The 13663-nt window shown below is 70.0% G+C and carries 10 protein-coding genes and 1 pseudogene; 4 read left to right on the top strand and 7 right to left on the bottom strand.

Annotated features, from left to right (window positions below; translation table 11 throughout):
* Positions 1-366: 366 nt before the first annotated feature.
* Positions 367-1464 carry an AI-2E family transporter gene (locus tag AB0M56_RS43345; RefSeq protein WP_364187351.1) on the top strand — a complete coding sequence of 366 codons (1098 nt, stop codon included), beginning with the start codon at positions 367-369 and terminating at the stop codon, positions 1462-1464.
* Between the two features lie 921 nt (positions 1465-2385).
* Here AB0M56_RS43345 and AB0M56_RS43340 read toward each other — a convergent pair.
* Positions 2386-3384, bottom strand: a pseudogene (locus tag AB0M56_RS43340) (IS110 family transposase).
* Positions 3385-3799: 415 nt separating this feature from the next.
* On the opposite strand from AB0M56_RS43340, the gene AB0M56_RS43335 reads away from it, so the two are divergent.
* Positions 3800-3943, top strand: coding sequence for a hypothetical protein (locus AB0M56_RS43335; RefSeq protein ID WP_364187348.1), 144 nt, complete (start codon positions 3800-3802; stop codon positions 3941-3943).
* 22 nt (positions 3944-3965) lie between these two features.
* Here AB0M56_RS43335 and AB0M56_RS43330 read toward each other — a convergent pair whose 3' ends face one another.
* From AB0M56_RS43330 to AB0M56_RS43320, 3 genes are all read right to left on the bottom strand, one after another.
* Positions 3966-4535, bottom strand: a complete 570-nt coding sequence (locus AB0M56_RS43330; protein WP_364187345.1) for a DUF5134 domain-containing protein — start codon at positions 4533-4535, stop codon at positions 3966-3968.
* A 548-nt stretch (positions 4536-5083) separates the two neighbouring features.
* Positions 5084-5542: a carboxymuconolactone decarboxylase family protein gene (locus tag AB0M56_RS43325; RefSeq protein WP_364187342.1), complete on the bottom strand. Its 459-nt coding sequence runs from the start codon at positions 5540-5542 to the stop codon at positions 5084-5086.
* Positions 5543-5744: 202 nt separating this feature from the next.
* Positions 5745-6146, bottom strand: coding sequence for a cupin domain-containing protein (locus AB0M56_RS43320; protein WP_364187340.1), 402 nt, complete (start codon positions 6144-6146; stop codon positions 5745-5747).
* Positions 6147-6489: 343 nt separating this feature from the next.
* Here AB0M56_RS43320 and AB0M56_RS43315 point away from each other — a divergent pair, with 343 nt between their 5' ends.
* Positions 6490-7125, top strand: a complete 636-nt coding sequence (locus AB0M56_RS43315) for a dimethylsulfonioproprionate lyase family protein (protein WP_364187337.1) — start codon at positions 6490-6492, stop codon at positions 7123-7125.
* A gap of 321 nt (positions 7126-7446) precedes the next feature.
* Here the strand turns inward: AB0M56_RS43315 and AB0M56_RS43310 are convergent, their stop codons facing one another.
* A complete protein-coding gene (locus AB0M56_RS43310) occupies positions 7447-7740 on the bottom strand; it encodes a hypothetical protein (RefSeq protein WP_364187334.1) in 294 nt (97 codons plus the stop codon).
* Positions 7741-7922: 182 nt separating this feature from the next.
* On the opposite strand from AB0M56_RS43310, the gene AB0M56_RS43305 reads away from it, so the two are divergent.
* Positions 7923-8111, top strand: a complete 189-nt coding sequence (locus AB0M56_RS43305; RefSeq protein ID WP_364187331.1) for a hypothetical protein — start codon at positions 7923-7925, stop codon at positions 8109-8111.
* Here the strand turns inward: AB0M56_RS43305 and AB0M56_RS43300 are convergent.
* Entirely contained in the window at positions 8108-8425 is a 318-nt protein-coding gene (locus AB0M56_RS43300) for a hypothetical protein (protein ID WP_364187328.1), read from the bottom strand. The genes AB0M56_RS43305 and AB0M56_RS43300 overlap by 4 nt on opposite strands.
* 1026 nt (positions 8426-9451) lie before the next feature.
* Positions 9452-13660 (bottom strand): HAD-IC family P-type ATPase, encoded by a 4209-nt coding sequence (locus AB0M56_RS43295; protein ID WP_364187325.1) that lies wholly within the window; start codon positions 13658-13660, stop codon positions 9452-9454.
* Between the last annotated feature and the right edge of the window lie 3 nt (positions 13661-13663).

Here is a 13663-nt window from a genome sequence, read left to right as displayed (position 1 = left end):
CGCCGGTGTCCGGGAAGTGGACGCCGACACAGTGAACGTGAGCGTTACCGGAGCCGAAGCTTTTGCCTTCGTCGACGACGAAGCGATGTCATCACGGTCGAGAACCTTCACTCGCCGCGGCCCCGGTCGTTCCTCACTGGTCGAACTGCGTGTCGTCTCCTGTTCGAAAAACAGGCCGTGTATGGCGATAGGACACTACGTGACACTACGTGATCCCGACGGCACGCGAAATAAGAGCTCCGGCTGCGGTGGCCCGGCTCGCGGGCTTGGCCGTTCGCCGCTCGGCGGCGTGGAGACATACGAGGCACGCTGGACCCGGCCACGTCCTTGCCGGGACGGGTACTGAGCCATGGAAGGCGGACGCTCATGACAACCGATCGGCCGGTGAGCCGGAAGAGCGAATCCTCAGAAGAGGTGCTGTCCGCGGTTCCCTACGGGCTCCGGGTCGCGGCCGCCGTCGGCTGGCGCGCGCTGATCGTCGCGGGCGGTCTGACGATCGTGGGCTTCCTGGCCGTCAAGCTGGCCTCAGTGCTGGTCCCGGTCGCGGTGGCGCTCTTGCTCGCGGGCCTGTTCTCCCCGGCCGTTTCCTGGCTGGCGGGCAAGAAGGTCCCGCGTGGGCTGGCGACCGCGATCGTGTTGGTCGTGGGAATCGTGCTGGCCGGTGGTGTGGTGACGTTCGTGGTCATCAGCGTCACTGTGGGCATGCCCGGGCTGATCGATCAGTTCACCACGAGCCTGACCGACCTGCACACCTGGTTGCGCACCGGGCCGCTGCACCTGAGCCAGGGCCAGCTCGACGAGATGCTCGGCAACCTGACCGCCATGCTCGGCCGGAACAAGTCGGCGATCGCCTCGGGCGCCCTCACCACCGCGGTCACCGTCGGGGAACTGCTTGCCGAGTTCCTGCTGGTGGTGTTCTGCCTGATCTTCTTCCTCGCCCAGGGCAACACAATCTGGGCATTCGTGCTGAAGGCCGTTCCGGCACGCCTGCGCGGCCGCGTCGACGTCGCCGGCCGCAGTGGATTCACCACCCTCGCGCAGTACATCCGCGGCACCGCCGCCGTCGCGTTCGTCGACGCCGCCGGCATCGGCCTCGGACTGGTGATCGTCGGAGTCCCGTTGGCGGCTCCGCTGAGCACGCTGGTCTTCCTCGGCGCGTTCATCCCTGTCATCGGCTCGGTGATCGCCGGCACGATCGCCGTCCTCGTGGCACTGGTGGCCAACGGCGTCTGGGCGGCCGTCATTGTGCTCGCCGTCGTCGTCGGTGTCATGCAAATCGAAAGCCACGTGCTGCAGCCATTGCTGCTCGGGCGGGCCGTCCGGCTGCACCCCCTGGCCGTGGTCCTCGCCCTCGCCGCCGGGCTCGTCACCGCCGGCATCGTCGGTGCCCTGCTTGCGGTGCCCCTGCTCGCCGTCGTCAGCTCGGGCGTGCGAAGCCTGACTACGTCACCGGCGCCGGACTGACTGTCTCGCTGTGCCGCTCGCGCTGACTTCCGACGGCGGGATGGCCACGGACCTCCGCGGTCGATCGAGGTGTACCGCCCGCGGGGTGCCGGCGGTACACCTCGCGGCCTCAGTTGGCGGGTTGGGGACTGGTGTTGCGTCGTCGGGCTTCGTGGAGCTCTCTTCGAGTGAGATGATGCGGCATGCGGGGTCGATGGCCGTTCCGTCGTCGATGAGTTTGCCGTACTCGCGCGGCGATGCGCAGCTGGTGGCGGGAGAGCGGCGGTGCGCGCCCGCAGAGCGCGACTTGAACCCGTCCACACGGGAGATCTCCCATGTGGACGGTTCTCGGACACCCCGCACGGCCGTCGCTAGCTGATCGAGCTGCGCGTGTTTGCTCGGCGGCGACGAAGTCCTGCTCGGTGACGAGGGCCGCATGTGAGGGCTTGGTGGATGCGGGTGTTGATGTCGGACGTCCCGTGCCGTTGGCACGGCGGTTCCACGGCGGCACCCTCACCGGCGCACTCGCGTGCAACGCCCCGCGCGAGCTCGCCCGGTTGCGCGCCGTCTTGCTGAAGTCCGCGCCCGCACCGTAATGGGTCGTGCGCCTGCGGCCGACCATCGACCTGTTGCTGATCGGAGTGAGGTGCACGTCCGCGCGTCTCTCCGGCATGACCGCCAGGCGTAGGTAGCAGTCGCCTCTACAGTGGGGCTCAAGGGTCGACCGAACACACACAGCAAGTTGTGCAGATGTCTCGAGAGCGGCGCTTCGAGTTTCTGTCGGGAGGTCACCGCTAACGTCTCGGATTGATACAGACACGACCCGCTCTTCACGTCTACATTATCCCGCGACCTGGGTAAACGCGACGACTAGTTCATCTTCGCGAGGCGTCGAGCGTTGCTTCGGCACCGCGCTCCGCGGGGGGTGCCCCGATGTGGTTGTCAAGCCGCGGCAGGGGCGAGAGCGGCTTCGGGGTGGCGGTAGTGGGTGTGGTTGCGGAGCATAGGAGGACGTCGCAGCGGCGGCGGGCCAGGCAGATCAGGGCGACGCTGTGCGTCGCCGACTCGAGCAGGATGCGGGCGGCGGTCCTGACGCCGATGCCGGGCATCGAGGCCAGGACCCCGGCAAGAGGGTGCGCATAGAGTATCCCCTCAACCTCCTCGGCAACCTGTTTGCGTTGCTGAAGGACGCTTTTGAGGCTGTCGGCCAGTCTCGGGAGCACGGTGTCTGCGGCTGCGGTGCCCGGGACGGTGACGCTCTGTTCGGCCAGCGCGGTCATGATCGCGTCGATGAGCTTGTCGCCCATGCGCGGCGCGTGGGCCTTCGCGATCGCGGTCAGTTTGCGGCGGCGGACCTGGGCGATCCCGGCTGGTCCGCCGCAACGGGAAAGGATCTCCAGCACCGCCGGATGACTGATCCGTGGTCCGATCGCCCGCTCGAGGGCGGGATGGATGCCGGTGAGCAAGCCGCGGATGCGGTTGGCGATGCGGGTGGCTTCGCTGGCCAGGGTCGTCATCGAATCCGACCAGCACATCGAGCTCGGCCAGGGCTTCGTCGCCGACGTCGACCGGGCGCAGCGTGTCGGACAGGGAGCGGGCGGCGTCGGCGATGATGAACGCGTCCCGGGCGTCGGTTTTGGCGCGGCCTGGGTAGAGGTCCGCGATGCGGCGCATCGCCGGCCCGGGCAGATAAGCCACTTGATGGCCTGCGGCGCGGGCGACCGCGACGGACAACGCGCCGATCGTCGCGGGCCGGTCGGCCACGACCAGCAGTGGTCCGTGCTGGGTGAGCTTGTCGAACAAGGCCTTCAGTTTCGATTAAGTGCTGAGCAGCGGCGCGTTGTGCAGCCGTTTGCCGTCCGGGTCGAGACCGACCGCGTGACGCTCGCCTTTTCCGACGTCCAGGCCGAGGAACCGGTGAGCGTGCAGGCTGTTCCGCACTGGAGCGGAACGGCCACCGCCGTCGACGAGTTCGACGGCCGCGGCCTGGACCACGCCTCGACGACGGCCCCAGGACGGCAAGACCGCGATACTGTCGTCGGGCCGTGGATCCGAGGGGCGGTGGTCGCTGACTCTGATCACCCAATTTGGGGGATCCTGCCAAACCCAAGGGATTATGGCCGGAACGCTCGCCGACGACCTGCGTTTTCGCAGGTCAGCACACCGCTGGACTCAGGAGGACCCATAATCCCTTGGCCGTCGGTTCGAGCCCGACCCGGCCCACTCTTTGTCTTCAAATAGCGGTCCTGAATGCACAAACGGTGACTGTAGTTGATCTTGTGGTGCCTGTTGGCATACTGTCAGCAATTAGCACAGCGCTTGGAACCCAAGGGATCTTCCGGGTACGACTGATCACATGACCGCAGCTGAGACACCGGAGGAGGTGCTGGACCCCGATGACATCAGAGCGCTCGTCGGGGACTGGAGAACGCATCTGAGGGCCAAAAACCGCGCCGACTCGACGATTGATGCGTACATCGAGGGCGTCGCCATCGGCTGACGCCGCGTCCGGCAACGGACAGTTACGTGGCGGCCAGCAGCACGTACCCCATACCCGCGCCCATCACCGCGCGGTACACCTTCCGCGACGTCAGCCCCGGCGCCGCCACCCGGGCAGTCCGCACGGCGGCCACTCCCGACCGCGCGGCGTCGAGGAGGAAGTAGCCAGCGCCGACAACCGCGAGCAGCGGTAGCGCGAGCCCGGTATCCATTGTGGACATCGTGAGCCACGGCCCGTGCGCCATGCCGCCGTGGGGCATCGCGGTCACCATGTACAGCATCGCCGCGGCCGAGAGCGCGTGGTGCCCGCAGCTCGCGGTGTGCGCCTGACCGCGGCCGCGCCACCAGGCGAACCCGAACCAGGCCGCCGTGAGCACGAACACTGCCTGCCAGCCCGCCGCGGGGATCGGGCCGCCGACGGGCGAGAGCATCGCTACCATAGCGACCACGAGCAGCAGCTCGGCGAGGTTGGCGTGGCGCAGGCCGTGGCCCAGCCGTGCGTAGTCGAGTTGCACGAGCCGCAGCACGCACGGCAGCGCGAGCAGCGCGAAAACCGCGGTGAGCAGCCAGGCGAGCAACAGCGGCCCGCTCACGGCGAACCCGCCGGTAGGGGTCGGGACATGGCCTCACTCCAGGTTTCACGCTCTGTCAACGATCTCGGGATCCACCGTGGCACTCCGCGGCGAGTCAGCACCAGTCAGCAAAAGGTGAAACCCGTTGCCCCACAAGAGCTACGACTCCAAACGCCTCGTCTTACCGGGTCAGGCTCAGCACGCACGACGGACAATCGGTGACGGAAGCTGCCGAGCCAAATGCGTGCCCCGCGCGCCTCGACCACCGGTCCCGCCCCCAACGACGCGCTCGCCGCCGCGATCAGGGGTCGCCGGTCTCCAGCTGCTCGGCCAGGTACTCCCACCAGCTCGATGACGACCACGCCACCCGCTCCGCGTGCCGGCAACAACCTCGCGATCACAGTCCTCTCCGAGGCGGAGCTGCAGAAGGGCAAGAGCTCGTGGAGGACAACGGCGTCAAGATCAAGAGCGAGCTGGACCGCGGGTTCTGTCACTCGATCTACTTCGAGGACTCGGTCAACCAGATCGCGCTTGAGCTTGCCACCTGGCAGCACGCGCGATCGTCACAGTCAGCCGGCGACGTGGTATCGGCTGGTGATGGCGACGCGGTTGAAGGCGTTCATCACGATGACCAGCCAGGCGACGGCAGATACCTGCTCGGGGGTGAGCACGGCCGCGGCGGCGGCGTAGTCCTCGTCGGGGACGTGTCCGTCCGAGACGCGGGTGATCGCCTCGGTCAGCCGGAGGGCTGCGCGGTCGGTCGCGGAGAAGTAGCCGGTCTCCTCCCACGCGGGCAGCACGGCGATCCGGTCGGGGTTTTCGCCCTTCTTGAGGGCGTCACCGGTGTGCATGCGCAGACAGAACGCGCAGCCGTTGATCTGGGAGGCGCGGATCCTCACCAGCTCGACCAGAAGCGGGTCAAGGCCCGCCGCGGCGGCGTTGGTGTCCGCCTCCGCGGCGACGGCGATGAGGGTCTTGTAGGCGGTCGGGTGCTGCTTGTCGATGCTGACGCGCTGGATGTTGGTCACGGTTTCTCCGATTCGTTTTGTGCGGCCTTGCCGGCGGATAGGTTTTTGCAGATCTGCCCGCTGTAGCCGATTTCGAGTTATCCCTCGGATCGTCGGCCCGGAGTGAGAACCATCGGAAGCCGCCCTGGCTCGGCCCGCGTTCCGAGCCAGGGCGGCGCGCGACGACCGGCGATCGATCGTGCCGACCGGTCAGGTCGGATGGCTACCGGTTCGGCGCAGGAATCCGCTTGCTCGCCTTGGCTGCGAGCTCCTCATCACTGACCATGGTGAGCATCTCGACCCCCGGGGTCATCATCGCGACCACGACGAGGCGGCTCGTTTTGTCGGCGAGCAGGTTTGCGATCGTGTAGTGGATGACGTCGCCCCCCGGTTCCCAGAAAGCCTCTCCCGCCTTGACCGGATAGGGCGCCTCACCCTCGAGTTCGAACAGCATCTCGCCCTCGAGCATGTAGCCGAAAACGGGGCCCGAGTGACGATGGGGAGCGATACCAGGGTCCCCCGGCGGCAGCTCGAGTATCCGGATCATCGCGGAGGAACCCGGCGCGATGAACGGTGGAACGACTTCCAGCAGATCCTTCTGCCTCATGTTGCTGACAGCAGACATTTCATCCTCTCTAGGCTGCGTGTACCTCGTGCCTTCGCCGGGACTTCACTGGGACCCGAAGTCCGGATCACAGGTATCAGCGGTGGAGCACGCAGTACGAACCAGGCGAAATGACCATGGTTCCGATCTCTCAGGCCTTTCGGCCTCGAACAGTGGTGGGTTGCGCGCACCTGCTCGCGACCATGCCCTCGTCGCCTCGTTTTGATCTCTCATCAGGGAGACGAGGTAGCCCCTCGAGGTGTGACAGCTCAGACGTGATTAAGTCCGGGAGTATGGGCGAGCAGAACGTGCCACCAGCGTCGATCAGTCCGGATTGTCGCAGCGACCGCAGGGAGATGACTCGGTGACGGCAGGAAGCTCCACACCGGCGACTGCCGCGGTGACGGCGCTGGTCACCGACCTGGCTCGGCGGCTGGCGAGCGAGGGCCTGCCCGAGCACGCGGCCGACCTGCGCAGCACGCACCCGACCGCGCCGGTCGCGCCTGCGGCGCCGAGCGCCGCCCTGCCTGCCCTACGTAACCTGCCGAAAGCCCTTCGCATCGCGCTGGCGGACGACGTGACCGGACTGGTGCAGGTGCTGAGGTCCGCGCGATGGACGCAGACCACCACGTACGTCAGCAATCCACCTAACGAACGCTTCCTGCCCGGCTACGCGCACTGCACGCTGCTCGGCCCCGCCGCCGCGCTACCCGTGGCCGTCGACCCCGCCAGCCTGGTCACGCTCGGCGTCCTGCTGCTCGGCCCCCACGTGCACTACCCGCCTCACTGGCATCCGGCCGACGAGGTCTACGTGCCGCTCACCAGGGCCCGCTGGTCCACCGACGAATCCCCCTACGTCGCACGCGAACCCGGCACGGTCCTGCACCACGCCCCCACCCAACCGCACGCCATCCACACCGACGCCGTCCCCCTCCTCGCGCTCTACCTCTGGCGCGGCGACCTCCACACACCCGCCCGCCTCATCGACCCACCCCATTGAAACCCGGCATCAACGCTCAACCGGGTGCTACGACGACCCCGACGCCCCTACAACGACTCGACCGAAGAGGACCTGGCCGTCCCCGCCCGAGGGTATGACGGTCGCCGAGGCGGTTGCCGCGGCCGGCGTGACCCTGCCGCGACGGTGGAATGACCGCGCGTTTCGGACCCCGTCAGCGCCCAGTTCGGCATGCTCGCGGGTGAGCAGCCCGGCGAGGTCGAGCTGATCTGGATGTAGCCAAGCCTTGGACTCTGGCGAGGCGGATGGTCCCGCTGCTCAGCTCCCGGCACGGCACCAGCGGGTCTGTCAGGTCGGGCGCTGCTAAGCCAGCCGCCAGCCGCTGCCGTCGCGCCCTTTCGGCAGCGGTGCGCCGAAGCCCACGGCATCCCCATCCGCCAGATCTCCCGGGACCTCGGCCACGCCACTCTCGCCACCACCGAGGCCTACCTCGAACAAGGCCACCACCTCGTCGGCACCGCCGCGCCCACCCTCGCCGACCTCTTCACCGCCGGCGGAACCCCCACCCGTCCCGTCGACGCAGGAGTCCTCCGGTGAGCGCCCGAGCGGACACGAGACCACGGAATAGCCACTGACCAGCCCGCCCGCGGACGGCACGAGGATCGAGGCGGCCGTCCCGTTCGCGGAGCAGCCCAGCAGCGCCGCGGGCTGATACCGGCCAGCCGGTAGAGCAGGCCCCCGGCACCCGGGACTGGGAAATGCCCGTTGGCCGTGACGACGCGGACACCTTCTGCCCGCCAGACTGAACGAGTCCCGTTCAGCCCGGAAGAAGCGACATCATGAACAACCACCACCACGTCAGCAACAAGTACTGCGGCCAATGCGACCGCTGGCACTGCCAGTGCGACGGGTGTGGCTGGTTCTGGTACAACGCCTCCACGTTCGGCGAAGCGCTCCGGCACATCCGCCTGCACCAGCTCGACCGGGTGTACGCGGAAGCGGTTGCCGGCCCGCGGCGTGCAGCCTAGGGCTTGACGAGGAAGATGCCGGTCATCGATCGACGCTGGCCGTTCGGGGCGAAGACCGCCACTCCATTTCCGTTGTCGACCTCCAGGCGGTAACCGTCGATCGTTCGCAGAACTTCGGAGCCGTCGGGCCGCTGGTGCAGAACACCGCTGGACAGGTCTGTGGGATCGACATTGAGCAGCACGAAGGTCAACCCGGATTCGCAGGGCGCATTCCAGTACACGATGCCGTCGGCACCGACGTGGTAAGGGATGACCGTGTCGAGCTGAACGGTGCCCGGCCCGTCGAACTCGGCGGCGAGCAGCAGCATGCGCACCGTGCCGTCAGCTGTAGGAACGGTCATGGCGTCGCCCTCCGTCGGTCTCGCGCGAGCTGTTAGTTCGCCAGCGCCCTCGGTATCGGCCTGGGCCGCCGGTGATGGGGAGACGGAGCGCATGGTCCAACCCGTTGCACTGCGGAGGCCACCACTCGCACCAGTGCTGTTGAGGAGCCGGGCGGGGCCCGCTGGGCGAGGAGCTCGAGCAGGCAGCTGACGCAGGGGACACCGCGCTGGGTCAGAACACGCCGTGGTCACCTGGACCAGGGCATTGTCAGACACGCCCTAGCCGTCACCGCTCCCGCGGGAGGTAGGTCGGCGAGCCGGTTGCTGTGGAATTTCGTAGCCGCTCGGGTCGGCGCCCAACGTGGAGCAGGTAGTCGTAGCGTGGCGATGATGTGGTGTGTGCGTACGACTTCGGGCAGCCGGACGACGGGAAACACTCGCAGACCGCGACCGGTGACGGCCGGATCGACGTCGGCGCGGGATCGCCCAGGTTCTCTCCGATCGGCGGACCCTGCGCAGGGCAGGGTGCGGACGACCGGCCCGCGCGCGCAGGGAGGTCGGCGTTGCTGATCCGGCCGTCGGTTCCGAGCACAGCCAGGATCAGTGACCACGTCATCCCGCTTGTCGGCCGCCGTCCGCTGTCGGGCTTGGCCGGCATCGGGTCGATTCAGCCGGAGACCGGGGAACGGTTTTCGGCTGCACGTGCCGTCGCGGGCTCCCGTCAGTGCGCCGAGAGCGCCGCTCCTTGCCGGCGAGCGGTATTCACATCTCGATGGTCGCGCGGCGCCGCCTCAGGCGGCGTCGGCGGGGGTGAACGCGTGGGTGAAGAGGGCCTGCGCCAGCTTGAGCACGAGGGACTCGATGAGGTTCGCGCCGAGCTTGGCGAGGACGGTGGCGAAGAACTCGGCCATGGTGGTCTCCTCGGGTCACGGGGGCTTCGAGGGGACGAAACCCGCTGCGGGTGAGGGAAAGACGGAATCGGGATTGCGGCCCGGTGAACGCGTTGGGAAATCCGGTGGTTCAGGCGCGGGCGAGGACGCGTTGGGCGGCGGCCTGCGCGACGGTCGCGGTCGCTGCCGCGCCGAGGGCGAGCGCCCATTGGTGCGGCAGCAGCGGGCGGCAGCCGAAGAAGCCGCTGACTCCGGGCGTCTGGACGATCGCCGCGAGGGTCAGCAGGGAGCCGGCGCCGGCCGCGACCACGAGGGGGGTGCGGCCGCGTACGGCGATCGTCTGGCCGAGCTGGGCCGCGACCAGTGTCACCAGCCCAGTGGTGCTGGCTTGCTGGGGCGTGCTGACCGTGCGCGCGGCGAGCCAGCCCGCCAGGGCTGCACCGGCGGTGGTCGACGCGCGGGCGATCAGGTCCTTCGTGAGCACCGCGCCGAGTGAGGCTTCGGGGCCTTCGCGCAGCAGGTCGTCCGCGCTCGCGTGTGGCGGCGGGCGGACGGCGACGGCCATCGCGGGGAGCACGTCGGTCAGCAGGTTGATCAGCAGCAGCTGCCTCGCGTTGAGGGCGTCCCGGGTGCTCAGCAGGCCGGCGCCGACGGTGAAGGCGACTTCGCCGAGGTTGCCGCCCAGCAGGATGGACAGGGCGTCGCGGACCGAGGCCCACATCGCGCGGCCCTCTGCGATGGCGTCGGTGATCGTTTCGATTCGGTCGTCCGTCAGGACCAGGTCCGCGGCCTCACGGGTGGCCGGCGTTGCGGTGGCCCCGAGCGCGATGCCGACGTGCGCGAGCCGGACCGCGGGCGCGTCGTTGGCGCCGTCACCGGTCATCGCGACGACCCGTCCGAGGCCGTTGAGCTGTTGCACGATGCGCGCTTTTTGCGCGGGGCTGACGCGCGCGAACACCGTGACGTCTTCGATGCGGGCGGCGAGCTGCTCGTCGTCGGCGGCGTCGACCTCGGCGCCGGTCATCACCGCCTCGCCGGTGCCGAGGGACAGCTCGGCCGCGATCGCGGCGGCGGTGCTCGGGTGGTCCCCCGTGATCATCGCGACCCGCACACCGGCGTGGCCCAGCTCGGCGATGGCCCGCGCCGCGGTGGGCCGCACGGGGTCGGCGAGGACGAGCAGGCCGCGGAAGGTCAGGTCGTGGATGTCGTCCTCGGTCAACTCGATGCGCTCAGTCTGCTCGGCCCGGTCGATCCCGTCGCGGGGTACCCGGCGCTCGGCCACCGCGAGCACCCGAAATCCCTGTCGTGCCATGCGATCGACGGTGCCGAGCAGGTTGCCGTCCGGCCCCGCGCAGCGGGCGAGGACCGCCTCCGGGGCGCCCTTGACGCTGAGGAGGGGTCCGTCCGGTGTGTCGGCCAGTGCCGCGTGGTAGCCGCGGGTCGGCTCGAACGGCAGCTCGGCGAGCCAGGTCAGCTTTCCCACGCCGCGCCCGGGTTCGACGCCGTGGGTGGCGGCGGCCTCGAGCACGGCTCGGTCGGTGGGGTGCGGCGTCTGTCCCTCCGCTTGCCACGGGCTCGCCCGTACGGCGGCGGCGAGCACGTCACGCAGGTGGAGCGTGAGCTCGTCCGGGCGACGTCCCGTGGTGCCGTCGGAGACCTCGCGCAGACGGATCCGGCCCTCGGTGAGCGTGCCGGTTTTGTCGAAGCAGAGCAGGTCGACCCGGCCCAGTGCCTCGATCGTCGACGGACTGCGGGCGAGCACACCTCGGTGCGCGAGGCGCCGGGCCGAGGCGAGTTCGGCGATCGTGGCGACGAACGGCAGGCCTTCGGGTACCGCGGCCACCGACAGGCCGACGGCCCGGCCGAGCGCTTGGCTGATCGCGTTGCCGCGGGCGAGGTCGGCCAGCAGCAGCGCGGTGCCGGCGCCCAGAGTCACCGGCAGCGTGATGCGGGTCAGCTCGGACAGCCGGGCGGCGACTCCGGTGACCGGGGGCGCTGCTCCGTTCACCTGTGCCGTGCGTCCTGCCTCGGTCCGTTCGCCGGTCGCGACGACGACCGCGGTGCCGTGTCCGGCCGCGACCACGGTGCCGCGGTAGAGCATCGACGAGCGATCTGCGACCGCGTCGGCCGCGCTGGCGGGCACGCTCTTCGTGACGAGCTGCGACTCGCCAGTCACGCTCGACTCATCCACCTCCAGCCCGTAGGCGTCGAGGAGCCGGCAATCGGCGGGTACCGCGTCGCCGGGCCGCAATTCGATTACGTCGCCGGGTACGAGCTGCTCGGCTCGCGCCGTCGTCGAAGTGCCGGCACGGCGCAGCCGGACCTGCGACGCACTCGTGTCGAGCAGGTGGTGCAGCTCGCGGTCGGCGCCGAGCCGCTGGGCACCACCGATGAGCGCGTTCAGGGCGAGCACGCCGATGATCAGCACGGCGTCGGTGATCGAGCCGAGTGTGGCCGACACGCCGGCGCCGGCGGCCAGCGCCGGGGTCAGCGGGCCCGCGAGCTCGTCGGCCGAGGCGCGGGCCAGCCCGAGCCCCTCGGGCTCGGCTCGGCCTTCGGTGCGGCGGCGTTCCGCCGACTCGGCGGCGAGCCCGTCGTCGCTGGTCTTCAGGCGGCTGAGCACGGCCTCGGGTGACATCGCGTGCCACGGCGTGCGGTCGAGCGGGATCGGCTCGGGCCGCCGTCCGGCCTCCGCCCCCGTCCAGGTCCCGGTGGCCAGCGCCAGCAACGTGGCGAAGTGGACCGGGAACGATCCCCGCGAAGCCGCTGTCTCTTGTGGACCGAAACCCCCGAAGAGCGTGCCGAGCGCCGATCCGGCGACGGTGAGTCCCGCGCTGTAGCGGCTGGCGCGGTGGGCGGGCTCGACCGTGTCCAACAGCGTGCACACCTGCGCGAGTCCGGGGCACAGGACGTGCGCGGTCCACGGCACGCTGCGATCGGTGTCGGCCACCCCGAGGCCCACGTCCGCCTCGGCAAGCCCGGCCGGATCAGCCGACACGACCGCGACGACGTGGCCGTCGGCCTGCAGCCTCCGCACCTGCTCGCCCAGTGTGCCCGGCTCCGCCTCGATGACCTCGCCGGCCCGCCGGGCGGCCGCGGTGACGGCCTCGGCCAGCGGGTGGGTCTCGTCCTCCAGTTCAGCCCGCGCCACGATTGTTCCGTCGTGGTGCACGCGGAGCACGTCGCCCCGTGCGTGCACCGTCCACTCGTGAGATCCGCCGCCAGGGTGCTGCGGGTCCGCGAGGTCGTAGAGCGTGCGCAGCACGTCGGCCCGGTCGGCGGCGCCCGTGATCGTGACCTCGCCGACGACCTTGCGGCCGGTGCGCAGCAGCGAAGTGTCGAGCACGACGCGGTCCACCCGGTCCAGACGTCGCAGTGCGGCCGGCTCGAGAACCAGGCACCCGCTCGTGGAGACGTCGGTGCTCACTTGCGCGGCGAACGCCTCGCGGCCGAGCTTCGCCGCGCGCGGCACGGCGGCGAGCAGCACGCCCATGGCCCGGTCCGCGCTGCGGCTGGCCGCGAGCACCCCGGCTGCTCCCGCGAGGCCGAACGCTGCCGTTCCGTTCGCGGTCCGCTCGATCGGCCCCACCGGCAATGGGCGGGGGCGCTGTACCGCCTCGGTCGCCGTGGAGGAATGCCGGTGTACCTCAGTTTCCGGCTCCCACCGTTCCCAGGCGTCGCGGCGGGCGGTCACCTCCCGGCGCAGGCACCACCGGTAGATCGCGTCGGTGGCGAGAGCGACCGGCCGCCGCGCCAGCGTCTGGCTGACTACGCCTCCGGCCGCGAAGACCGTGTCCGTGGCGGAGCGCCCCAGCACCGATTCCACGCCGGCACGCAGCGCCGGCGTGGAATCGATGAGCGACGCGAGCGCGGGCGCCACCGGCGGCAACGCCCGCCCCGGCAGCAGCCGGCCCAGCGCGGAGTAGGACAGCCCGAGCACGTTGGCACCGACTGCGGCCACTTCACGCAGGACCGGCGCCGGGTTTCCCGGGTGCACGTCGCTCGTCGACGCGCGGCCCTGAAGTGCCCACTCCTTCTCGACCGCGGAGATCACCTCGGCCAGTTCCCGGACCCCGGTCGTCTCCGGGTCGTGGTCGACGACGACCCGGCCGAGCACCGAGTTCAGGATGACGTCCCGAACGCCGGGTTGTTCGCTCAGGCTGCGCACGAGCACCTGCGCTGCGGCCTCGTGGCCCGGCTCGTGCAGGCCGCGCACCTCCAGGTGGGTGCGCTCGCCGGAGGTCCACGAGCGTCGCCCGGGAGCTGCCGCACCGCGCGCGACTGCGGCGATCGGCTCGGCCACCGCGCGGACGAGGCCGAACGGATCGGGCAGACGCACGGG

This window comes from Amycolatopsis sp. NPDC051372, assembly GCF_040682095.1.
Classification (GTDB): domain Bacteria; phylum Actinomycetota; class Actinomycetes; order Mycobacteriales; family Pseudonocardiaceae; genus Amycolatopsis.
Note: the sequence above shows the minus strand (reverse complement) of the source record. Positions and strands in the feature narration are given on the sequence as shown.